This is a genomic window from Formosa sp. Hel3_A1_48, assembly GCF_001735715.1.
Lineage (GTDB): Bacteria > Bacteroidota > Bacteroidia > Flavobacteriales > Flavobacteriaceae > UBA3537.
In genome coordinates, this window is record NZ_CP017259.1 from 1982568 (window position 1) to 2004262 (window position 21695).

A 21695-nucleotide genomic window follows, 5' to 3' on the forward strand; every position below is an offset into this window, starting at 1 on the left:
TATTAAAATGCAAAAATTACCCAAAATTGGTCTTCCAATAATTTTCACAATCGCTGTTGTTTTGATCTTAATTTCAAAATCTGCAGTCACCATCGGCCCTGGAGAAGGCGGAGTATTATTTGAACGCTTTGGTGATGGTATCAATACTGATAAAACTTACGGAGAAGGTTTTCATGTCGTTGCGCCATGGAACTCCATGCTGATATTCAAGGTGCGTCAACAATCAATTTCAGATGAAATGAACGTTCTTTCAGTAAATGGACTTGAAGTACGCGTCAATGGAACCATATGGTACGAACCAGAATACGAAAACTTAGGGAAATTGATCAAAACTAAAGGACAAGATTACGTTCTTGAACTGCTAAACCCTGCTGTCAATGCTGCAGCACGAAGTGTAGTTGGTCGTTATACTCCAGAACAGTTGTATTCAAGCAAGCGGGATGTGATAGAGCAAGAAATTTTGGATGAGGTAGTTAACCTCACACAAGGACAATTCCTAAACGTGAAGCGCGTTTTGGTAGAGGATGTAAAGCTGCCAGAAACAATCAAAAATGCAATTGAAGGCAAACTAAAACAAGAGCAACAATCCTTAGAATATGAGTTTAGATTGGTTACTGCCGATAAAGAGGCTCAAAAGCAACGTATTGAAGCACAGGGTAAAGCTGATGCTAACCGAATTCTTAGTGCTTCTTTGAATGATAAAATCCTTCAAGACAAAGGAATAGAAGCCACTGTAAAACTTGCTGAGTCACCGAACAGTAAAGTAATAGTGATTGGCTCTGGAGATTCTGGAATGCCAATAATTTTAGGTAACCAATAATTTTTTCAAAAAAAGCTAGGAAATAAAAAAATATTTTCTGAATATTTGTCAAATATTACTTTAATTATGAAAAATATCAATTTAATACATCACCATGTACATACTGGCCCCCAGGCGAGTTGTTTGTGTATGGATTAAATTTAATTTATAATACAACATTAACCCGCTTGAAACGTCAAGCGGGTTTTTTTTATTTAAAATTTTTAACAATGAAAACATTAAAAATTGCCGTTCAAAAATCAGGAAGACTAAAGGATGATTCCTTGAAGTTATTAAAGGACATAGGCATATCTATTGACAACGGAAAAGAACAACTTAAAGCTAGGGCGACAAATTTCCCCATAGAGGTGTTTTATTTACGCAATGGAGATATCCCTCAATATTTAGCCGATGGTGTTGTCGATGTGGCGATTATTGGAAGCAATGTTTTAGCTGAAAAAGGAAACTCAATAAAATCGGAACTGGCGCTTGGATTCTCGCGTTGCCGTGTTTCTGTTGCTGTTCCTAAAACAACTCCTTATTCTTCGATAAAAGATTTAAATGGTAAAAAAATAGCCACCTCTTATCCCAATACAGTCCAGGCGTTTTTAGACGAACAAGGCGTTCAAGCCGATATCCATATCATCAACGGCTCTGTTGAAATTGCACCAAACATTGGTCTTGCCGACGCTATTGTAGATATTGTTTCTACTGGTGGAACACTCTTTAAAAACAATTTGGTCGAAAAAGAAGTTATCCTCGAATCAGAGGCGGTTTTGGCTGTGTCGCCAAAGATCCAAAGTAAACAAATTCAAATTTTAGAACGAATAAAATTCAGAGTGGCTTCTGTGCTTAAGGGGCGAACCTCAAAATATGTACTACTGAATGCCCCTAATGAAAAACTCGAACAAATTATTTCAATTTTACCAGGCATGAAAAGTCCAACTGTCCTGCCTTTAGCAAAATCGGGTTGGAGTTCTGTACATAGTGTGATCGATCAACATCAATTTTGGGACATTATTGACGATTTAAAAGTCAATGGTGCAGAAGGTATACTTATATGTCCAATCGAAAAAATGGTACTCTAATGGAAATCATAAAGAATCCTAACCCAGCGCAATGGGGCCAGATTTTGAAGCGCCCCACACAGTCTCTAGAAGCCCTAAACAATACTGTTGATGAAGTATTTGCACAAGTACGAGAAAATGGTGATGAAGCCCTAAAATCATACACAAAGGCATTTGACGGTGTTAATGTAGCGGATCTTGCAGTGTCTGAAGAAGAATTTAAAGCTGCTGAAGATAATCTATCAGCTGCGCTTAAAAAAGCTATTCTACAAGCAAAATCTAACATAGAAAAATTCCACACAGCACAGCAAACACCAAAGGTTTCTGTTGAAACACAACCCGGAGTGCGCTGTTGGCAAGAAAAAAGGGCTATTGAAGCTGTAGGGCTTTATATTCCTGGGGGTAGCGCTCCATTGTTCTCCACAGTTTTGATGTTAGCGATTCCTGCAAAAATAGCAGGTTGTACTTCCGTAATTTTATGTACGCCACCAAATGAAAAAGGATCGATTGCCAGTGAAATTATTTATACAGCTGCTCTTTGTGGGGTGAAAAGCATCTATAAAGTGGGCGGTATTCAAGCAATAGCGGCAATGACTTTTGGAACCCAGAGCATCAGTCGTGTTTCAAAAATATTTGGCCCCGGAAATCAGTATGTAACTGCTGCTAAACAAGCGGCTACAAAGTTTGGTGTTGCTATTGATATGCCTGCTGGTCCTAGCGAGTTGTTGGTGATGGCAGATGCTTCTGCTAATCCCGATTTTGTAGCCTCAGATTTATTGAGTCAAGCCGAACATGGAGCAGACAGCCAAGTGGTATTGGTCTCAACCAACGAAACCCTTCTTAAAAATGTTTCAAAAGCAGTGGTTTTACAAACCAAAAGTTTGAACCGGAAAGCGATCATCGAACAAGCCTTAAAAAACATGAAGTTGATTGGCGTTTCTGACGATAGCACAGCCGTAGATTTAATAAACTTTTATGGTCCAGAGCACTATATTATTGCTACCTCAAATAATTCATATTTTGTAGATAATGTTCTAAATGCAGGATCTGTATTTATTGGCGATTATACCCCTGAAAGTGCGGGTGATTACGCATCAGGAACTAACCATACACTTCCTACAAACGGTTATGCTAAAGCGTATTCTGGTGTGAACCTAGATAGCTTTCTGAAAAGTATTACGTTTCAAGAAATTTCAAAAGAAGGGCTTAAAAACTTAGGACCTACTATCGAATTAATGGCAGAAGCCGAAGGTCTTATGGCACATAAAAATGCGGTTACAATCCGTCTTAAAACACTAAGCAATGAATCTTAATAAACTGATAAGACCAGCCGTTAAAGCTATGAAGTCATATTCATCAGCACGTGATGAGTTTGAAAGTCAGGACAAAGACCTGGTGTTTTTGGATGCTAATGAGAATCCTTTTCCCAATGGACTTAACCGATATCCAGACCCCCAACAAATGCAACTTAAAAATAAACTTGCAGCTTTAAAGGGGTTAAGGCCTTCTCAAATATTATGTGGAAATGGAAGTGACGAAGTTTTAGATTTGATATTCCGTGCATTCTGTGAACCTAATGAAGATGGAATAATTACGCTTACACCAACTTATGGTATGTACGCAGTCCTGGCTAACCTAAACGGCATACAACAGCAATGCGTATCTTTAACCGCCGATTTTCAAATTGATGTGCCAGCTGTTTTGAATGCAATCCGACCCAACAGTAAACTTCTATTTATTTGTTCGCCAAACAATCCCTCTGGAAATGTAATGAGCAGAACAGCTATAAAAGAGATTTTAAAAGCATTTAAAGGCTTGGTAGTAATTGATGAAGCCTATATAGATTTTACGGACACTGAAAGTTGGTTGGAGGATTTATCGGAGCATCCAAATTTGGTGGTAACTCAGACTCTGTCTAAAGCATATGGCTTAGCAGGAATTCGTCTAGGGATTTGCTACGCAACGGAAGAGATTATTGCAGTATTAAATAAAATTAAGCCTCCTTACAACATCAACAGCTTAACTCAAAAAGCTGCTATATCAGCGATATCCCAACGAGAAAATACCAAACAACAACTAAAGACAATCCTTGATCAACGCACTAAATTGATTAGAGAATTTAAAAAAATAGCTTGGATTGAAAAGCTTTATCCCACTGATGCGAATTTTATTTTAATTCGTGTTGACAATGCGAACTTGAGGTATGAACAATTAAAAAACAAAGGAATTATTGTTCGTAACAGGACCCGTGAAGACGGTTGCACAAATTGCTTGCGCATCACAGTTGGGACAGCAGAAGAAAATAAAAGACTAATCAATACATTAAATACACTATAGCATGAAAAATGTACTATTTATTGATCGTGACGGAACACTCATCAAAGAACCAGAGGACAACCAAATTGATGCCTTTGAAAAACTTGAATTTTACCCCGAAGTGTTCACTTACCTAAAAAAGATTGCAACTGAACTGGATTATGAATTGGTTTTGGTGACCAATCAAGATGGTTTGGGAACGGTATCACATCCAGAAGAACACTTTTGGCCAGTACACAATTTTATGATTAAATGTTTTGAAAATGAAGGTATTGTCTTTGCCGATGAACACATCGATAGAACTTTTGCAGACGATAATGCACCAACACGAAAACCACGCACTGGTCTATTGACATCTTATTTTTCCGACGATTATGATTTAAAAAACTCATTTGTTATTGGTGATCGTCTTACCGATGTTGAGTTAGCCAAAAACTTAGGTGCAAAAGGAATTTACATCAATGATCAGACATTTTTGGGGACGAATGAAGTCAGTAGCACAAAAGAGGCCCTGGCCCCTTATATTGGTCTTGAAACAAACACTTGGTCGGAAATTTATGAGTTCTTAAAGTTGTCCAACCGATCTGGGAATATCAGTCGAAAAACTAATGAAACAGATATATCGATCGCATTAAATCTTGATGGAACAGGCAAAAGTAATATAGACACTGGCTTGGCATTCTTCGATCATATGCTGGATCAAATTGCACGTCACGGTCAGATGGATTTAGACATCAAAGTTAGTGGCGATTTAGAAGTTGACGAACACCACACTATTGAAGATACTGCTATAGCTTTAGGAACATTATTTAATAAAACATTAGGAAATAAGCTAGGAATAGAACGTTATGGTTTTTGTTTGCCCATGGACGATTGTTTAGCGCAAGTGGCTATTGATTTCGGAGGGCGTAACTGGTTAGTTTGGGAGGCAGAATTTAAAAGAGAATACATTGGTAAAATGCCAACAGAAATGTTTATGCACTTTTTCAAATCTTTTACTGATGGTGCAAAATGCAATCTCAACATACAAGCAAATGGTACAAACGAACACCACAAAATTGAGGCTATTTTTAAAGCCTTTGCAAAATCTATAAAAATGGCTGTAAAGCGCGATGTGCATAAAATGATTCTTCCATCAACAAAAGGGATGCTGTAATGAAAGTAACAATTCTAGATTACGGCGCTGGAAATATTCAAAGTGTACAATTTGCCTTGGCACGTCTAGGTATTGATGCTTTGCTTTCAAATGATAAAGAACTTATTTTAACTTCAGATAAAATTATTTTTCCCGGCGTTGGTCACGCCACTCAAGCAATGAAACAACTAAACGCAGCAGGATTGACAGATCTTATTCCGGAGCTTAAACAAGATGTCTTGGGGATTTGCTTGGGGATGCAGTTGTTGTGTAAACACAGCGAAGAAGGGGATACAATGGGCTTAGGAGTTTTTGATGCTGAAATCAAACGCTTTAGCAATTCTGTTAAAGTCCCACACATGGGATGGAATACTATCGATAACCTTAAATCAGATTTATTCAAAGGGATTAATACCGGGGCTTATATGTATTCGGTTCATAGTTATTATGCACCTCTAACAAAGCAAAGTATAGCCAAAACGTCTTACGAACTGCCTTTTTCAGCAGCTTTACACCATAAAAACTTTTATGGGGTACAATTTCATCCAGAAAAAAGTAGCGTCGACGGAACTCAAGTGCTCACAAATTTTTTAAATCTTTAATGCTATGAAAATTATTCCAGCAATTGATCTTATAGACGGGCAATGCGTGCGGCTCACTAAGGGCGATTATGCCACAAAAAAAGTATATAATTCGAACCCTGTTGAGGTTGCCAAACAATTTGAAGGTTCAGGGATTAAGTATTTACACCTAGTAGATTTAGATGGGGCAAAGGCACAACATATTGTAAATTATAAAGTGCTGGAAGAAATAAGTCATAAAACACAATTACATATTGATTTTGGTGGAGGATTAAAAACAGATGAGGATTTGCGGATTGCTTTTGAATCAGGTGCTGATCAGGTTACTGGTGGGAGTATAGCGGTGAAAGATCCGCCTAAATTTGAAAATTGGCTTTCAAAATATGGTGCCGAGCGCATTATTTTAGGTGCCGACTGTATACGGCGAAAAATAGCGGTTCACGGATGGCAAGAGGAAAGTGACATGGAAGTTGTTTCGTTTATTGATGCCTATGTTCAAAAAGGGGTTCGTAATGTTGTCTGTACCGATATCTCAAAAGACGGAATGCTGCAAGGGCCATCTTTTGAACTCTATACAGAAATTTTAAACAAAACCCCCCTGATTAACCTTATTGCATCTGGAGGTGTTTCAAGATACGAAGAACTGCCTAAATTGGCTGATTTAGGGTGTTCAGCTGTTATCATTGGTAAAGCAATTTACGAAGGTAAAATTACGTTAAAACAACTCGAATCATTTCAATAAAAAAATAAAATGCTTACAAAACGAATCATACCTTGTTTAGATATTAAAAATGGCCGTACAGTCAAAGGGGTTAATTTTGTTAATCTCAGAGATGCTGGTGATCCAGTAGCCTTGGCCAAGCAATATGCAGCGCAAGGGGCTGACGAATTGGTTTTTTTAGATATTGCAGCAACTTTAGAATCACGAACAACTACCCATGACATGGTTCGTGAAGTTGCGCGGCAGATTGATATACCCTTTACAGTTGGCGGTGGAGTAAGAAGCGTTGAAGATGCTGAAAAACTTTTAAAATCTGGCGCTGATAAAATCGCGGTAAATTCTTCAGCTATAAAACGACCAGTACTCATTAAAGAATTAGCACAGGCCTTTGGAAATCAATGTATTGTAGTGGCTATAGATGCAAAAAAATTGAACGATCAATGGATGGTGTATTTGGCAGGAGGTACTATCCCAACAGATTTAAAACTATTTGATTGGGCCAAAACAGCTGAATCCCTGGGAGCAGGTGAAATTCTTTTTACATCAATGAATCACGATGGAGTCAAAACAGGCTTTGCAACCAAAGCACTAAAAACACTGTCAACTTCTTTAAATATACCAATAATTGCGTCTGGTGGTGCAGGACTAAAAAATCATTTCGTAGATGTATTTAAAGCTGATGCAGCTGATGCTGCATTGGCAGCTAGTGTATTTCATTTTGGTGAAATTTCAATAACTGATCTAAAAAAAGAATTAAAAGAACATAACATTTCAATAAGATTATAATGGAAATAAAATTTAACACTCAAGGATTAGTTCCGGCAATTGTTCAAGATGAACACACCAAAACAGTCTTAATGCTGGGGTACATGAATCAAGAAGCTGTTTCTAAAACATTAGAAACCAAAAGAGTAACTTTTTATAGCCGCAGCAAACAACGCCTGTGGACAAAAGGGGAGGAGAGTGGTCATTTTTTAGAATTCATTTCGATGAAATCCGATTGTGATCATGATGCACTGTTGGTAAAGGCATTGCCTAAAGGCCCTATTTGCCATAAAGGGACGGATAACTGTTGGGGTGAAGAAAATTTTACTAACCTCTCTTTTTTGAATTTTCTGGAGGATTTAATCGATCAACGCAAAAACGAAAGTAAATCTGTTGATTCGTATGTTGCTGGGTTATTTGAAAAGGGAATCAACAAAATTGCTCAAAAAGTAGGAGAGGAGGCTGTAGAAGTCGTTATTGAAGCAAAAGACACTAATGAGGATTTGTTTTTGGCAGAAAGTGCCGATTTGTTGTTTCACTTCATGATTTTACTTAAAGCAAAAGGTTTTCAACTTAATGATGTGGTAAAGGTGCTTAAATCAAGACACTAATTTTTATATAAAGCTAAAAAGCACGACCTTGAGCGCATGTTTCAAAAGCGCTTTTACTACCTAGTCAGATTTCAATTTTTGGGCTATCGTTTTCATGGGTGGCAAAAACAACCAAATACCAAAACTCTGCACCTGATGATTGACCGAACATTGAAGTATGTTCTTAAAGATCAATATTTTAAAACCTTAGCCGCCAGTCGAACAGATGCTAAAGTTTCTGCAGAAGAAGCCGCTTTTGAACTCTTTCTTAAAGATAAGCCTCTAGATGATTTAGAATTATTTATGGCAGAATTTAATGCAAATTTGCCTCAAGACATAAGAGCGCTATCTATCGATGAAGTTACATCTGACTTTAACATCATTCAAGATTCAAAATACAAGGAGTATCATTATATTTTTTCTCAAGGGGAGAAGTGCCATCCATTTTGTGCCCCCATAATGACTACAATTTTGGAACCTTTAAATATTTCAATGATGATTAAAGGCGCAGCTCTTTTTAAAGGGAAGCACAATTTTAAATCCTACTGCTACAAGGCCACTGATAAAGGATTGTATGAACGCGAGTTGCTGTGCTGTGAGCTTTTGGAAAATAAGCTCTACACCGCAAATTTTTTTCCCGAAAAGAGCTATATCTTGCGCGTAATAGGTAAGGGGTTTGGACGACACCAAATTCGCTTGATGATGGGGGCTTTGATTAAACTTGGTCGGGGTGAAGTAGATTTAGAGTACATAACCAAAAGCTTAACAAAAGAGTTTGAGGGTAATATTGATTACATTGCGCCTGCATCAGGGCTTATTTTACACAAAATAAATTTTTAATTTAAAGAAATTAACTGGTCTTTCAATCGTTCTTTTAACATCGAAAAAATACGCTTATTGAATATCGAACTATCTTTGTGGTAGGTAATGAGCTCTTTAGCAGTAAACAGACCAATTACGATGCCCAAAAGCTGTTGTTTTAATGCCATGTTTGACTTGAAGTGATTATCTATTGAGGACGTCTTTTCCAAATTGTTGAGTTGATTAAAATCTTGTTTTTTGTTTTTTAATTCCGTTAAAAAGGTGCTTACAATGTGCTCATTTTGAAATTTCAAAAGGGGACGTAAAACAGTGTTTTGAAAGGCTTCTATTGAACTTGTATCTCCTAAAACCTGTGCAGAAGAAATTTCAGGCCTAATTTGGATGATTTTTTCATCTCTAGAATTTACGCTCATAGATCTCTAAGTCGAATGTAGAAGCAGAAGCTATAATATGATCAAAAATATCGGCTATAATGTACTCGTAATTTTGCCAGCGTTTATCGTTACTGAAGGCATATATTTCAATAGGCAAGCCGTTTTCATCAGGTTGGAGTTGGCGAGCCATTACCATTAAATCTTTATTGATTGCAGAATGTTTTTCTATATAAGATTCGATATACTTTCGAAAAACACCAATATTAGTCAAGTTCCTTCCATTTATTAAAAGAGACTTATCCACTTGATAAGACGAGTTATATGCTGTAATGTCCTCAACCTTTTTTGATAGGTATTCCTGAATCAAATCAATTTTAGATAATTTTTTCAAATCTTCATTAGTTAAATGGCGAACACTTGACATACGGATATTCAAAGAACGTTTGATGCGGCGCCCATTAGATTCGGTCATACCACGCCAGTTTTTGAAGGAATCAGAAATTAGCGCATAGGTTGGAATTGTGGTAATTGTATGGTCAAAATTACGCACTTTAACAGTCGCTAAATTAATTTCAATTACATCGCCATCAGCGCCATATTTTTGAAAGGTAATCCAATCACCAATGCGTACCATATCATTTACAGAAACTTGGATGCTGGCTACAAAACCAAGAATTGTATCTTTAAATACTAAAATAACAACAGCAGACACTGTACCTAAACCAGCCATAAATTCCCAGAACGAAATCCCAGAAAGTGCTGCGAAAGTGGCAAAAACAGCCGTAAGCCACACAAAAATCATAATCACTTGAATGTAACTATCTATAGGTTTGTCTTTTAGGCGTTCAACAGATTTAAAAAAATCTTTTACCGAGCCTAAAACACTGCGAAGGCCCCAAACGGTAAAAATAATTCCAATAACTATTATTAGTTTTTCAAGTGAAAATTGCCAACGCGCATGTTCAAAAAATATACTTGGAATACATTTGTATGCTACAATAAGAGGAAAAATATGAGCGAGGTTTCTTGGAACTTGATGCATAATCATTATGTCATCAAACTTAGTCTTTGAGCGCTTTGCAATCTTACTAAATGTAACGCGAATAATAGTTCTAATGATAAAGTCTAGTACGAAAATAATCACCAGAATGGCAAAAACAAGCAGTAAAATACTGGTCCAATCGGCCACAGTTTCACTGACTCCAGCAGAGGATAAAAGATGCTTAAGTTTGTTGAGAAAAAATTCCATTTAAAATTAAAGCTAAGGTTTAGTTTTTCTTATTTAAATTGTATTCTACTACAAATGTACCAAAAGGAATGACAGATGCTGCTAAAACAGCCAAAAAGTTATTTTTTATCCACTGATTGTCAACTCTCAAGACTAAAGCTAAAGCTATATAGCCCATAAATAAGAGGCCGTGTGGCATTCCCAGCATTTTAACGAACGATGGATCGTCTTTCAAGTACTTAACAGGAACAGCAATTCCAAGCAGAAGGATGTACGATAAACCCTCCATAAAGGCAACAACGCGAAAAACAGTAATCAATCTCATTTATTATAAATTAGAAATAGGGTACAAAAATACAAAATATATATATGTAGAAGATGAATAACTCAATTTTACATAATATAAATTATAATACAACGTAACAACTCAATTTTTGAGGCTAGAGTTTGTGGGTACAATAAAAGACTAAACTAAAAATTGGAACAACTCTGGTTTATCGTTCAAATAATCTCCGAAAAAATTATGTTTTTTAAGTTTTGTAATTAAAGGTTGAAGATCGTCTTGAGATTTGAGTTGAATACCAACTACAGCTACATCATTCTCACGATTTACTTTTTTAGTATACTCAAAGTGTGTGATATCATCATTGGGACCTAACATGTCAACCACAAATTCGCGCAAAGCACCCGGACGCTGTGGAAATTTAATTATGAAGTAATGTTTTAAATTTGCATACAATAGCGCACGTTCTTTTATTTCTGCTGTTCTGGTAATATCATTGTTACTTCCACTTACCAAGCAAACAACTGTTTTGCCTTTAATTTCGTCTTTAAATTCATCCAAAGCAGCTATACTCATAACGCCAGCAGGTTCTGCAACAATTGCATCTTTATTGTACATTTCTAGGATTGTTTGGCATATTTTCCCTTCGTGCACAGTAGTCATTACATCCAGATTCTTATTACATATTTCGAATGTTAAATCACCAACACGTTGTACAGATGCTCCATCAACAAATTTTTCTATTTTCTCTAATTGAACTACTTCTCCTTTTGAGATTGATTTTGACATTGACGGTGCTCCAGCTGGTTCTACTCCAATAATTTTGGTTTTTGGAGATAATCCTTTAACGATAGAAGATAATCCTGATGCTAATCCACCGCCACCTACTGGAATAAATATATAATCAATACTTTCTTTAGCCTGCTGTACAATTTCTAATCCTACTGTACCCTGCCCTTCTATAACTTTAGGGTCATTGAACGGATGTACCAGGGGTTTTCCAAATTGTTTACATTCTTCTGTTGCTTTGTGGTATGAATCGTCAAAAGTATCTCCTACCAAAACAACCTCGACAAAATCTTGACCAAACATTTTTACTTGCTCCACCTTTTGATTTGGTGTTGGAGCTGGCATAAAAATCTTTCCTTTAATCTTCAACAAACGACAGGAAAGCGCTACACCTTGAGCGTGATTACCGGCACTAGCACAAATAATACCATTTTTTGTTTCTTCAGGATCTAAAGAAGAAATCTTATTGTAAGCCCCTCTAATTTTGTAGGATCTTACTTGTTGTAAATCCTCACGTTTAAAAAGAATTTTACATTTGTATTTCTCAGAAAATCGAATATGTTCTTCTAAAGGCGATACAGCAGCAATGCCCTTAAGTTTTTCAGCCGCAGCCTTTATGGCTTTTACTGTTGGAATATATTTAGTTTGAAGAACACTCATATGGATTGAATTATGCTTCTGTTTTGATTACCTTCATATCGGTCATCGCTTGTCTCAAAGTACTGCCAATTGATTCAATTGAATGAGTTCTAATTGCTTGATTTACAGAAATTAAAGTTGCATTATCTACGGCATTAGTTTCAGAAGAATATGCCAAGCCTATAACATCTGTTTTTACTGTTTTCATAAAATCTACCAATAATGGTTTACATGCATGATCAAACAAATAACAACCATATTCAGCAGTATCAGAAATAATACGGTTCATCTCAAATAATTTTTTTCGAGCGACAGTGTTGGCAATTAATGGTAATTCATGTAAAGATTCGTAATAAGCAGATTCTTCAACAATACCTGAAGCAACCATTGTCTCGAATGCTAGTTCAACACCAGCACGAACGAAAGCTACCATAAGCACACCATGGTCAAAATACTCCTGTTCATCAATAGAATTGGAGGTTGCTGCTGTTTTTTCAAACGCTGTTTCACCTGTTGCAGCGCGCCATGATAATAAGTTGACGTCATCGTTAGCCCAATCTTCCATCATTGTTTTTGAAAAATGCCCAGACATGATGTCGTTCATGTGTTTTTCAAACAACGGCTGCATTATCGTTTTTAACTCTTCAGATAATTCAAAGGCTTTGATTTTCGCAGGATTAGACAAGCGATCCATCATATTTGTAATTCCACCATGTTTTAGTGCTTCTGTGATTGTTTCCCATCCGTATTGAATCAATTTAGAAGCATACGAAGGCTCTATCCCCTCCTCTACCATTTTATCAAAGGATAAAATAGAAGCGGTTTGCAATACGCCACAAAGGATAGTCTGCTCTCCCATAAGATCACTTTTTACTTCAGCGACAAAAGAAGATTCTAAAACCCCTGCTTTGTGCCCGCCTGTAGCTACGGCATAGGCTTTAGCTTGCGCCCAACCTTTTCCTTCAGGGTCATTTTCTGGATGTACGGCTATAAGAGTAGGTACACCAAATCCACGCTTGTACTCTTCGCGAACCTCACTGCCAGGACATTTAGGTGCTACCATAATTACAGTCAAATCTTTTCGAATTTGCTTTCCTTCTTCAACAATATTAAAGCCATGAGAGTACGATAGTGTTGCTCCATTTTTCATAAGCGGCATTACGGTATCTACAACATTAGAATGTTGTTTGTCTGGGGTAAGATTTAATACCACATCTGCAGTAGGAATTAAATCTTGATATGTTCCGACTGTGAATCCATTTCCAGAAGCATTTTTGAATGATTGGCGTTCTTCAGCGATGGCTTGTGCGCGTAGTGCATAGGAAATATCTAAGCCCGAATCGCGCATGTTAAGTCCTTGATTTAATCCTTGAGCGCCACATCCTACAATGACGATTTTTTTACCAATTAAGGCCTCAACACCAGCTTCAAACTCTGATGTTCCCATAAATCGACATTTCGATAGTTGATCGAGTTTTTGTCCTAAAGAAAGTGTATTAAAATAATTTACCATTTTTTTTATTTGATTAGTTATTAAATGCAGCGAGCATTTCAGTTATTTTCATTTCATCTTTTGTGACGGCGATACGTCCTGATCGAACAAATTGCATGATGCCAAAAGCACTCAGTTCTCTATGCAACATTTCTATTTCATGTCTTCTTCCCGATTTTTCAAGCACAAAAAAGTCGCGATTTACTGTTACAATACGTGCATCACTTTCTTTAATTATGTTTTGAATTTGTCGTTCTTCAAACAATAGTTCTGATTTTATTTTGAACATACAGGATTCTAGGTAAATAGTTTCCTCATCGGTGTGGTAAAATGCCTTGATGACTTCTATCTGCTTTTCTATCTGTCCAATAATTTTTCTGACATTGACTTCCGTCATATTAACCAAGATTGTGAAACGTGATACCGCTTCAATTTCCGAAACGGAAATATTCATACTTTCAATATTGATATGTCGGCGTTGAAAAATAGCAGAGATACGATTGAGTAGCCCAATGTTATTTTCTGTGTAAACAGAAATAGTGTATTGCTTTCTTGTGTGTTCCATCTTTATTATTATTCAAGTCTTATTTCAGATACCGAAGCACCAGATGGTATCATCGGAAATACATTGTCTTCTTTCTCAACACAAACTTCCAAAAAATATGCTTCTTCAGAAGTCATCATTTCTTGGATTGCGGTTGCCAATTCTTCTCTTTTAGTGACACGCTTTGCCTCAATGTGGTATCCTTTTGCGATGGTCACAAAATCAGGGTTAGTCATTTCTGTTGAAGCATAGCGTTTGTCAAAAAATAATTGTTGCCACTGACGCACCATTCCTAAGAAATCATTATTCAAAACAACAATTTTTACCGCTGCTTTCGTTTGGAATATTGTTCCGAGTTCTTGTATTGTCATTTGGTATCCGCCATCTCCAATCACAGCCACGACTTCACGTTCTGGTGTAGCCATTTTTGCTCCTATTGCTGCTGGTAAAGCAAAGCCCATGGTCCCCAAGCCACCAGAAGTAATATTACCTCTAGATTTGTTAAACTCTGCGTAACGACAAGCAATCATTTGATGTTGTCCAACATCAGACACAATAGCTGCCTCACCTCTACTCTGGAGATTTATCTCCTTTAAAACTTCACCCATCGTAAGTCCATCTTTGGTTGGATGCAAGTCATTTTTTATTACTTTTTCAAATTCTATTTTTAATAAATCTTTGAATTGCTGATGCCAATCACCATACGATTTTTCTTTAATCATTGGCAATATTTCAGACAAGGTTTCTTTCACATCGCCAAGGACTGGAATATCTGCAATTACATTTTTATCAATTTCGGCTGGATCTATTTCAAAATGGATCACTTTTGCTTGGGTTGCGTAATCGCTAAGTTTTCCAGTAACACGGTCATCAAAGCGCATTCCTATGGCCAACAAAACATCACATTCATTGGTCAATTTATTTGGCGCATAATTTCCATGCATACCAACCATACCAACGTTTAAAGGGTGGGATGTTGGAATCGCAGATACACCCATGATTGTCCATGCCGCAGGAATACCAGATTTTTCCACAAATGCTTTAAACTCATCCTCTGCTTCTCCCAAAATAACTCCTTGCCCCCAAACAATCATTGGGTTTTTGGCGTCATTTATAGCTTGGGCAGCTGATTTTAAGATACTTGTATCTACTTTAGGCACAGGCTTATAACTGCGTACACCCTCACATTTTTTATATGTAAAATCAAAAGTTTCAAATTGTGCGTCCTTGGTGATGTCAATCAATACTGGCCCTGGTCTTCCACTTTTGGCAATGTAAAACGCCTTAGCAATTACTTCTGGAATTTCTTCTGCACGAGTAATTTGATGGTTCCATTTAGTGACAGGTGTTGAAATACCGACAATATCGGTTTCTTGAAATGCATCACTACCCAACAAATGCGAAGGGACTTGACCCGTTATGCATACCATAGGGGTCGAATCAATTTGCGCATCAGCAATGCCCGTGATAAGATTTGTAGCTCCAGGACCTGAAGTCGCCATAGCAACTCCTACACGTCCTGAAATTCGAGCAAACCCTTGAGCTGAATGTGTAGCACCTTGTTCATGACGCGTAAGCACATGATGAATTTGATCTTGATATTTAAACAGTTCATCATAAACAGGCATTATTGCACCGCCAGGATAACCATAAATTATATCTACTCCTTCAGCGATTAAACTACGTACTAGAGCCTCACAACCTGTAATATGTTCACTTTCTTGATTAAGATAGTTTGTTTTAGTTTTAGCTTTTACATCCATAAATTATTTTTTTTGGATTAAAATTCATCTGTTACACATCCCTGAGATGCAGACGAAACAGTTTTTGCATATTTAAACAGCACACCTCTAGAAACTTTAAGATCAGGTGCTGTCCATTGTTCTTTTCGTTTTGCTAATTCTTCATTAGAAATTCCTAAGTTGATGCTGTTAGATTCAGCATCTATGGTAATGGTGTCACCATCTTTAACTAATGCGATCGCTCCCCCCTCTTGAGCTTCGGGAGTGATGTGCCCCACCACAAATCCGTGGGTGCCACCAGAGAATCGACCATCTGTTATTAAAGCTACATCTTTACCTAATCCTGCACCCATGATCGCTGCAGTTGGCTTAAGCATTTCTGGCATTCCTGGTCCACCTTTTGGGCCCTCGTAACGGATGACAACTACGTCACCCTTTTTGACTTTACCATCGCGAATACCGTCATTTGCAGCATACTCACCATTGAATACTTTTGCTTTTCCAGTAAATTTGAGCCCCTCTTTACCAGTGATTTTTGCAACACTTCCTTCCGTAGCTAGATTTCCATACAACATGCGTAGGTGACCTGAAGCTTTTATGGGATTTGTTAGCGGTTTGATTACTTCCTGCCCTTCAACTAAGCCACTTACATGCTCAAGATTCTCAGCAAGTGTTTTTCCGGTGACTGTCAAACAATCCCCGTGTAATAAATTGTGCTTTAAAAGGTATTTAAGAACGGCTGGTATACCTCCAACACGATGAACGTCTTCCATTAAAAATTTGCCACTAGGCTTGAGGTCTGCTAAAAATGGTGTCTCATCGCTTATGCGTTGAAAATCTTCTAAGGTGAATTTGATATTTGCTGCTCTAGCAATTGCCAAGAAGTGAAGTACAGCATTAGTTGACCCCCCAAGCACGGTAATAAGTCTAATCGCATTTTCTAAAGACTTTTTTGTGATGATATCCGAGGGCTTAATGTCTTTTTCAAGAAGTAAACGAATGGCCTCTCCTGCTGCTATTGCTTCTTCTTTTTTTTCTTTTCCTGTCGCTGGGTTAGAAGAATTGTATGGAAGTGCCATTCCCAATGCTTCTATTGCCGAGGCCATTGTGTTTGCAGTATACATTCCACCACAAGCGCCAGCACCTGGACAGGCTTTCTGAACAATATTTTGAAATTCACTTTCCTCCATAGTCCCAGCAACCTTGCTTCCCCAAGCTTCAAAAGCAGATACAATATCTAACTTTTGACCATTGTGACAACCAGAATCAATTGTACCGCCATAAACCAAAATAGAGGGCTTGTTCACACGTATCATGGCCATTAGTGCGCCCGGCATGTTCTTATCACAACCCACAACAGTAATCATTCCGTCGTAACTCATAGCTTGAACAACGGTCTCCATAGAATCTGCTATAACATCCCTTGATGGTAATGAAAAACGCATACCTGGAGTACCCATTGAAATACCGTCGCTGACACCGATGGTGTTAAAGATCAAACCAACAACATCTTTTTTAAGAGTTCCAGACTTAACCAACTTAGCTAAATCGTTCAAATGCATATTACATGGATTTCCCTCATAGCCTGTACTTGCGATACCAACAAATGGTTTTTCGAAATCTGACCGAGTCAGACCAATAGCATGTAGCATAGCTTGTGCAGCGGGCTGAGTTGGGTCTTGTGTTATAGCTTTACTGAACTTATTTAATGACTGCATATTTTGGAGAAATAACGTTAAAATGTGTTATGTATCAAAAATAAATAATCCCCCATTACTTAATTTTAAATTCAATTAGATAAGATCTAAACTCAATTTAAAAAATAATAGCATAAATATCTGTAAATCAGTTATTTAAATTAAAAAATTTATGATGTTCAATGCCCTTAATTATTTTAAACTAATTCGTTTAATTTCAAGTTGAAATGAAGTATTCTTTTTTGAAGATCTCAAAATACCTAACTGATTAAATTGCTTTTGATTGAAATTGGGAAGGTTTACTGCAAATCCTCTAAAGCTTGCTGTCATTTTATTAAGTGGGATCAAAATTGTTTCCCATTCGCCAGAGGTTTTAAAATTATAAACAAAAGAGTGGCGGTCATAAATGGAAGCCTTAATGCGCAATTGAAATTCAGAGCCATCTCCTTTAACATCTAAAACAATAGCCTTTTCTTTGCCGATTTTGAAGCTGTCTAAGTTCAAACGTACAGACGAAAACCCACCATTATTCTCTATTGAAACACCGCCGTTAAACAACCCGTTACCTTCTTCTGTTAATGTGAAATTACCACTAGATTTCCCACCCATGACCACATCATCAACTACTTGCCATAATTCAATTGGGCAAGCACTATTGAACTCAAATACTGTTTTAGAATTTTGGTTGGATGATAACAATGCCATTAGAACTAATATATGTTGGATCATGATTTTAAACTGAGTTCAGATTTAATAACATCAAAGTTTAGCCTAAGAAAAGAACGCAACTTTTTTTTGTAGTCTTCTTTTAACCAAGCTAAGAAATTGTGCGTACTCTTACTGATGCATTTTGAATAGCGATTAATCCTAAATTCAATATCATCATCTAACAACTTAATTAAAGTCAAGGCATCAAAAATATCTTCACTATTTTCAATACATATTTTGGCGTGTTGCTCTATGGAGCGCTTTAAAACTACTTTTGAAGACTCTCCCCTTCTAATGGATTCAATATATGTTTTATTTATGTCGAAATAAACTTCCTCAGATTTTGAAAAAGACAGTCTGATTGCCTCGGGCATTTCATACTTAAAATTATTTTCAAGATCTTCATCACTTAATATTCCATCCAAATAATGACTCGGATATTTAAAAATACGCTGCCAATCCAAATTGGTACTGCCCCAAGGCCCAAAACGATGAAAATTATTCCCTAAATCAATGACATTAAAACTATCCTTGGCCTTGTAAATTCGAGAACCACGACCAATCATTTGGTAATAAAGAGTTAGCGATTTAGTCGCACGATTCAATATTATCGCTTCGACACTGGGTTCATCAAAACCAGTGGTCAAAATACTGACAGAAGTAAGTATGGCGCCTGGTGTATTCTTAAACCATTTCAGGATATTGGCACGTTCTTTTTTTGTGGTAGTGTTGTCTAAGTGCGCTATTGGAAGTCCTGCTCGTCTGAAAAGATCATAGACAAATAAAGAGGTATTGATACCATTATTGAAGATTAATGTTTTTTGTCCTGCACAACGTTCAGTATAAGCTTCCATGAGCTTAGAAAGCATTTCATTGTTTGTGTACAAGTCCTCCGACGACTTCACTGTGTAATCCCCGTTAGCCCCTACTACCAAACTTGTCAATCCAACATTGTAAGAAAACATATTTGCTTTAGCTAAAAAGCGATTGTCTATCAGTGATTCTATACTTTCGCCGACGATTAATTCATTGTAGTTGTCGGTCATAGGCAGTTCAATATTTGAACTTAAAGGAGTGGCTGTAACGCCGAGTATAAAGGATTTATCAAAAAACTTAAATAGCTTCGTAAACGAATTGTAATGCGCTTCATCAATAATCACCAATCCGATATCTGAAATATCGAGTTTATCATCTTTAAGCCTATTATTCAAAGTTTCAACCATGGCCACAAAACAATCAAAGTCCTTTTGGTCGTCAAGCCTGGCCTTGCTGTCTACAACTTTATTTGCAACTCCAAATTCCGTTAAAACGCTTGACGTTTGTTTGCACAGTTCAATACGGTGAGTCATCACCAGTACTTTTTTCTTTCGTGTTTTCAGGTATTGGCTGACGATTTCAGAAAATATAACAGTTTTCCCTCCACCAGTTGGTAATTGATACAACAAATGATAATCCTCAGCGGCCGATTCAAAACAATCGAATATTTTTTCAATGGCTCCTTTTTGATAATGATAAAGTTCTTTACCTTCTTTACGTTCTTCTTTATCTACTGTCGTAAGCATAATATGGATTGTGTTCAACTTTGCAAAAATAGGACCTTTTTTGAGTTTTCAAATAATTTAGATGTGATTTTTAAAAAATATTTAAAGCTTTGTCTTATTTGGAATTGGAATTTTCAGCTTTAATTTTAAAATCATTAAATTTATATTGTAATTTTAATTAAGTCTCATGAATTCATCTAACATTAAGCCTTCAACGCGTTATTGGCTCGTTGTTATCCTCTCGTTTTTATGGTATGCTGTAGGAGTTTTTAATTATTTAGCACAGGCGTACATGACAGATGAAACTTTGTTTCATTTCCAGATGAAGTACAACTTTACTACACCAATTTGCCGGCTTGGGTCACTGCTGCATTTGCATTGGCGGTCTTTGGTGGTTTACTTGGCTCAGTCGGTCTATTTTTACGAAAAAAATGGGCTTCATTTTTATTTCTTGGCTCCTTTTTTGCTATTGTGGCGCAGCAATTTCATAGTTTTTTTGTTCAAGATTTTATTGAAATCACTATTGAAAAAGCGATTATGCCTCTTCTAGTATTAATAATTGCCCTTTACATGATATACTATTCGAGAAAAAGCGAAACTGAGGGTCTGCTCATTTAATTTGAATTGGAACCCTAGTCTGGTTTTTGTCGTTTGATTTTATGAATTTTTTTTGATCCACTATACATCGTGTACAGAACAAGTTTTGACTCAAGTTTGGCATTGAATACTTTAATTTTTCTTGAGGGTCTTAAACCAACATGTTTTAAGGCCTCTAGATTTGAAGTAATTAACCAAGCATTAGTTCCTGAGTAATTATGTTTCAATGTAGTTCCAATAGCTCCATAAAACTCCTCCATTTCTAAATCCAATCGCTCACCATAAGGAGGATTGAATACCATATGTAATGGAGCATCCCCACCTTTTTGTGTTTTAAAAAAATCCTCGTGCTTTATAGAAATAAACTCTTCTAGATGTGCGTTTTTCACATTCTCTATCGCTTTTCGGACGGCACTAGGAGATTTATCAAACCCCAATATTTTATGGTGAAAATCACGTGTTTTTGATAGTAACGATTCTTCAATCTTTTCGAAAAGATCAACATCCCAGTCCTGCCAACGTTCAAAAGCAAATTCATTACGCATCAAATTTGGGGGGATGTTACACGCAATCATAGCTGCCTCAACAAGTATTGTTCCAGACCCACACATAGGATCCATAAAGTCTGTTTGTCCGTCCCAACCAGAGAGCATAACAAGCCCTGCGGCCAAGACTTCATTTATCGGGGCTATATTTGTAGCTATTTTATAACCTCTTTTGTGTAAAGATTCACCTGAGCTATCAAGAGAGACATTACAGAAATCGCCTTCAATATGTATATTGATTTTTAAATCAGGAAAGCGCAGATCTACGTTGGGCCGCTGACCAGTATGTTCACGGAATCGATCGACTATGGCATCTTTAGTTTTTAAAGCTATAAATTGAGAATGGGTAAAACGATCTCCACTAAGCGTTGCTCCAACAGCCAAACTACCATCTTTATTTAAATAATCCTCCCAACGGATGTTTTTAATTTTTTGGTAGAGTTCTGTTTCGTTTTTTACACTGAATTTTGCAATAGGCTTTAAAATTTTAATTGCAGTACGTAACCCTAAATTGCATTTATACATAAACCCTTTGTCTCCAATAAAACGAACATGACGAACACCCCTTTTAATTTTTTGTGCTCCAAGTTGCAGTAATTCTTTTTCTAAAAGTTCTTCAAAACCGTATAAAGTTTTGGCAACCATTTCAAAATTAGCATTCATAATTTTTTTGCAATAGGTGTCAAAAATACAGTATTTTTGTCGGTGTAAGCATTAATT

The 21695-nt window shown here is 36.8% G+C and carries 22 protein-coding genes; 11 read left to right on the forward strand and 11 right to left on the reverse strand.

Going from position 1 to position 21695, the window contains the following annotated elements:
* The first annotated feature begins 7 nt into the window (after window positions 1-7).
* The 10 genes from FORMA_RS08985 (at window position 8) to FORMA_RS09030 (ending at window position 8814) form a co-directional block, all read left to right on the forward strand.
* A complete protein-coding gene (locus tag FORMA_RS08985; RefSeq protein WP_069675348.1) occupies window positions 8-820 on the forward strand; it encodes a prohibitin family protein in 813 nt (270 codons plus the stop codon).
* Window positions 821-1029: 209 nt separating this feature from the next.
* A complete protein-coding gene (hisG, locus tag FORMA_RS08990) occupies window positions 1030-1887 on the forward strand; it encodes an ATP phosphoribosyltransferase (RefSeq protein WP_069675500.1) in 858 nt (285 codons plus the stop codon).
* Window positions 1887-3179 carry a histidinol dehydrogenase gene (gene hisD / locus FORMA_RS08995; RefSeq protein WP_069675501.1) on the forward strand — a complete coding sequence of 431 codons (1293 nt, stop codon included), beginning with the start codon at window positions 1887-1889 and terminating at the stop codon, window positions 3177-3179. The genes hisG and hisD overlap by 1 nt, the downstream gene beginning before the upstream one ends.
* Entirely contained in the window at window positions 3169-4203 is a 1035-nt protein-coding gene (hisC, locus tag FORMA_RS09000) for a histidinol-phosphate transaminase (protein ID WP_069675349.1), read from the forward strand. The genes hisD and hisC overlap by 11 nt, the downstream gene beginning before the upstream one ends.
* A gap of 1 nt (window position 4204) precedes the next feature.
* On the forward strand, window positions 4205-5338 hold the full coding sequence (gene hisB, locus FORMA_RS09005; RefSeq protein WP_069675350.1) for a bifunctional histidinol-phosphatase/imidazoleglycerol-phosphate dehydratase HisB: 1134 nt from the start codon (window positions 4205-4207) through the stop codon (window positions 5336-5338).
* Window positions 5338-5919: an imidazole glycerol phosphate synthase subunit HisH gene (gene hisH, locus FORMA_RS09010; protein WP_069675351.1), complete on the forward strand. Its 582-nt coding sequence runs from the start codon at window positions 5338-5340 to the stop codon at window positions 5917-5919. The genes hisB and hisH overlap by 1 nt, the downstream gene beginning before the upstream one ends.
* Window positions 5920-5923: 4 nt before the next feature.
* Window positions 5924-6640 (forward strand): 1-(5-phosphoribosyl)-5-[(5-phosphoribosylamino)methylideneamino]imidazole-4-carboxamide isomerase, encoded by a 717-nt coding sequence (gene hisA / locus FORMA_RS09015; protein WP_069675352.1) that lies wholly within the window; start codon window positions 5924-5926, stop codon window positions 6638-6640.
* Between the two features lie 9 nt (window positions 6641-6649).
* Complete coding sequence (gene hisF / locus FORMA_RS09020) at window positions 6650-7405, forward strand: imidazole glycerol phosphate synthase subunit HisF (RefSeq protein ID WP_069675353.1); 756 nt, start codon at window positions 6650-6652, stop codon at window positions 7403-7405.
* Window positions 7405-7995 (forward strand): bifunctional phosphoribosyl-AMP cyclohydrolase/phosphoribosyl-ATP diphosphatase HisIE, encoded by a 591-nt coding sequence (gene hisIE / locus FORMA_RS09025; protein WP_069675354.1) that lies wholly within the window; start codon window positions 7405-7407, stop codon window positions 7993-7995. Before hisF ends, hisIE begins: the two co-directional genes overlap by 1 nt.
* Before the next feature lie 36 nt (window positions 7996-8031).
* The gene (locus tag FORMA_RS09030; protein WP_069675355.1) at window positions 8032-8814 is read left to right on the forward strand and encodes a pseudouridine synthase; all 783 of its coding nucleotides are present in this window, start codon (window positions 8032-8034) and stop codon (window positions 8812-8814) included.
* On the opposite strand, the gene FORMA_RS09035 is transcribed toward FORMA_RS09030, so the two are convergent.
* The 10 genes from FORMA_RS09035 to FORMA_RS09080 form a co-directional block, all read right to left on the reverse strand.
* Entirely contained in the window at window positions 8811-9209 is a 399-nt protein-coding gene (locus FORMA_RS09035; RefSeq protein ID WP_069675356.1) for a hypothetical protein, read from the reverse strand. The two genes, FORMA_RS09030 and FORMA_RS09035, sit on opposite strands and share 4 nt — an antisense overlap.
* Window positions 9193-10419 (reverse strand): mechanosensitive ion channel family protein, encoded by a 1227-nt coding sequence (locus FORMA_RS09040; RefSeq protein ID WP_069675357.1) that lies wholly within the window; start codon window positions 10417-10419, stop codon window positions 9193-9195. The genes FORMA_RS09035 and FORMA_RS09040 overlap by 17 nt, the downstream gene beginning before the upstream one ends.
* A gap of 19 nt (window positions 10420-10438) precedes the next feature.
* A complete protein-coding gene (locus FORMA_RS09045) occupies window positions 10439-10723 on the reverse strand; it encodes a DUF3817 domain-containing protein (RefSeq protein WP_069675358.1) in 285 nt (94 codons plus the stop codon).
* Between the two features lie 141 nt (window positions 10724-10864).
* On the reverse strand, window positions 10865-12130 hold the full coding sequence (gene ilvA / locus FORMA_RS09050; protein WP_069675359.1) for a threonine ammonia-lyase IlvA: 1266 nt from the start codon (window positions 12128-12130) through the stop codon (window positions 10865-10867).
* A 10-nt stretch (window positions 12131-12140) separates the two neighbouring features.
* Window positions 12141-13622 carry a ketol-acid reductoisomerase gene (ilvC, locus tag FORMA_RS09055; protein WP_069675360.1) on the reverse strand — a complete coding sequence of 494 codons (1482 nt, stop codon included), beginning with the start codon at window positions 13620-13622 and terminating at the stop codon, window positions 12141-12143.
* A gap of 13 nt (window positions 13623-13635) precedes the next feature.
* Window positions 13636-14166: an acetolactate synthase small subunit gene (ilvN, locus tag FORMA_RS09060; protein WP_069675361.1), complete on the reverse strand. Its 531-nt coding sequence runs from the start codon at window positions 14164-14166 to the stop codon at window positions 13636-13638.
* A gap of 8 nt (window positions 14167-14174) precedes the next feature.
* Window positions 14175-15908 (reverse strand): biosynthetic-type acetolactate synthase large subunit, encoded by a 1734-nt coding sequence (ilvB, locus tag FORMA_RS09065; RefSeq protein WP_069675362.1) that lies wholly within the window; start codon window positions 15906-15908, stop codon window positions 14175-14177.
* Window positions 15909-15925: 17 nt separating this feature from the next.
* Window positions 15926-17605 (reverse strand): dihydroxy-acid dehydratase, encoded by a 1680-nt coding sequence (gene ilvD, locus FORMA_RS09070; protein WP_069675363.1) that lies wholly within the window; start codon window positions 17603-17605, stop codon window positions 15926-15928.
* Between the two features lie 171 nt (window positions 17606-17776).
* The gene (locus FORMA_RS09075; protein WP_069675364.1) at window positions 17777-18313 is read right to left on the reverse strand and encodes a CIA30 family protein; all 537 of its coding nucleotides are present in this window, start codon (window positions 18311-18313) and stop codon (window positions 17777-17779) included.
* Window positions 18310-19854 (reverse strand): DEAD/DEAH box helicase, encoded by a 1545-nt coding sequence (locus FORMA_RS09080; RefSeq protein ID WP_069675365.1) that lies wholly within the window; start codon window positions 19852-19854, stop codon window positions 18310-18312. Before FORMA_RS09080 ends, FORMA_RS09075 begins: the two co-directional genes overlap by 4 nt.
* Window positions 19855-20181: 327 nt before the next feature.
* Between FORMA_RS09080 and FORMA_RS09085 the strand changes: the two genes are divergently transcribed.
* Entirely contained in the window at window positions 20182-20451 is a 270-nt protein-coding gene (locus FORMA_RS09085; protein WP_069675366.1) for a hypothetical protein, read from the forward strand.
* Window positions 20452-20465: 14 nt separating this feature from the next.
* On the opposite strand, the gene FORMA_RS09090 is transcribed toward FORMA_RS09085, so the two are convergent.
* A complete protein-coding gene (locus FORMA_RS09090; protein WP_069675367.1) occupies window positions 20466-21638 on the reverse strand; it encodes a THUMP domain-containing class I SAM-dependent RNA methyltransferase in 1173 nt (390 codons plus the stop codon).
* Window positions 21639-21695 lie beyond the last annotated feature (57 nt).

What these genes read in the sequence shown, in the direction of transcription:
- FORMA_RS08985 (WP_069675348.1), top strand. Translation starts at nt 8, where the DNA reads ATGCAAAAATTACCCAAAATTGGTCTTCCAATAATTTTCACAATCGCT.
- hisG (WP_069675500.1), top strand. Translation starts at nt 1,030, where the DNA reads ATGAAAACATTAAAAATTGCCGTTCAAAAATCAGGAAGACTAAAGGAT.
- hisD (WP_069675501.1), top strand. Translation starts at nt 1,887, where the DNA reads ATGGAAATCATAAAGAATCCTAACCCAGCGCAATGGGGCCAGATTTTG.
- hisC (WP_069675349.1), top strand. Translation starts at nt 3,169, where the DNA reads ATGAATCTTAATAAACTGATAAGACCAGCCGTTAAAGCTATGAAGTCA.
- hisB (WP_069675350.1), top strand. Translation starts at nt 4,205, where the DNA reads ATGAAAAATGTACTATTTATTGATCGTGACGGAACACTCATCAAAGAA.
- hisH (WP_069675351.1), top strand. Translation starts at nt 5,338, where the DNA reads ATGAAAGTAACAATTCTAGATTACGGCGCTGGAAATATTCAAAGTGTA.
- hisA (WP_069675352.1), top strand. Translation starts at nt 5,924, where the DNA reads ATGAAAATTATTCCAGCAATTGATCTTATAGACGGGCAATGCGTGCGG.
- hisF (WP_069675353.1), top strand. Translation starts at nt 6,650, where the DNA reads ATGCTTACAAAACGAATCATACCTTGTTTAGATATTAAAAATGGCCGT.
- hisIE (WP_069675354.1), top strand. Translation starts at nt 7,405, where the DNA reads ATGGAAATAAAATTTAACACTCAAGGATTAGTTCCGGCAATTGTTCAA.
- FORMA_RS09030 (WP_069675355.1), top strand. Translation starts at nt 8,032, where the DNA reads ATGTTTCAAAAGCGCTTTTACTACCTAGTCAGATTTCAATTTTTGGGC.
- FORMA_RS09035 (WP_069675356.1), bottom strand. Translation starts at nt 9,209, where the DNA reads ATGAGCGTAAATTCTAGAGATGAAAAAATCATCCAAATTAGGCCTGAA.
- FORMA_RS09040 (WP_069675357.1), bottom strand. Translation starts at nt 10,419, where the DNA reads ATGGAATTTTTTCTCAACAAACTTAAGCATCTTTTATCCTCTGCTGGA.
- FORMA_RS09045 (WP_069675358.1), bottom strand. Translation starts at nt 10,723, where the DNA reads ATGAGATTGATTACTGTTTTTCGCGTTGTTGCCTTTATGGAGGGTTTA.
- ilvA (WP_069675359.1), bottom strand. Translation starts at nt 12,130, where the DNA reads ATGAGTGTTCTTCAAACTAAATATATTCCAACAGTAAAAGCCATAAAG.
- ilvC (WP_069675360.1), bottom strand. Translation starts at nt 13,622, where the DNA reads ATGGTAAATTATTTTAATACACTTTCTTTAGGACAAAAACTCGATCAA.
- ilvN (WP_069675361.1), bottom strand. Translation starts at nt 14,166, where the DNA reads ATGGAACACACAAGAAAGCAATACACTATTTCTGTTTACACAGAAAAT.
- ilvB (WP_069675362.1), bottom strand. Translation starts at nt 15,908, where the DNA reads ATGGATGTAAAAGCTAAAACTAAAACAAACTATCTTAATCAAGAAAGT.
- ilvD (WP_069675363.1), bottom strand. Translation starts at nt 17,605, where the DNA reads ATGCAGTCATTAAATAAGTTCAGTAAAGCTATAACACAAGACCCAACT.
- FORMA_RS09075 (WP_069675364.1), bottom strand. Translation starts at nt 18,313, where the DNA reads ATGATCCAACATATATTAGTTCTAATGGCATTGTTATCATCCAACCAA.
- FORMA_RS09080 (WP_069675365.1), bottom strand. Translation starts at nt 19,854, where the DNA reads ATGCTTACGACAGTAGATAAAGAAGAACGTAAAGAAGGTAAAGAACTT.
- FORMA_RS09090 (WP_069675367.1), bottom strand. Translation starts at nt 21,638, where the DNA reads ATGAATGCTAATTTTGAAATGGTTGCCAAAACTTTATACGGTTTTGAA.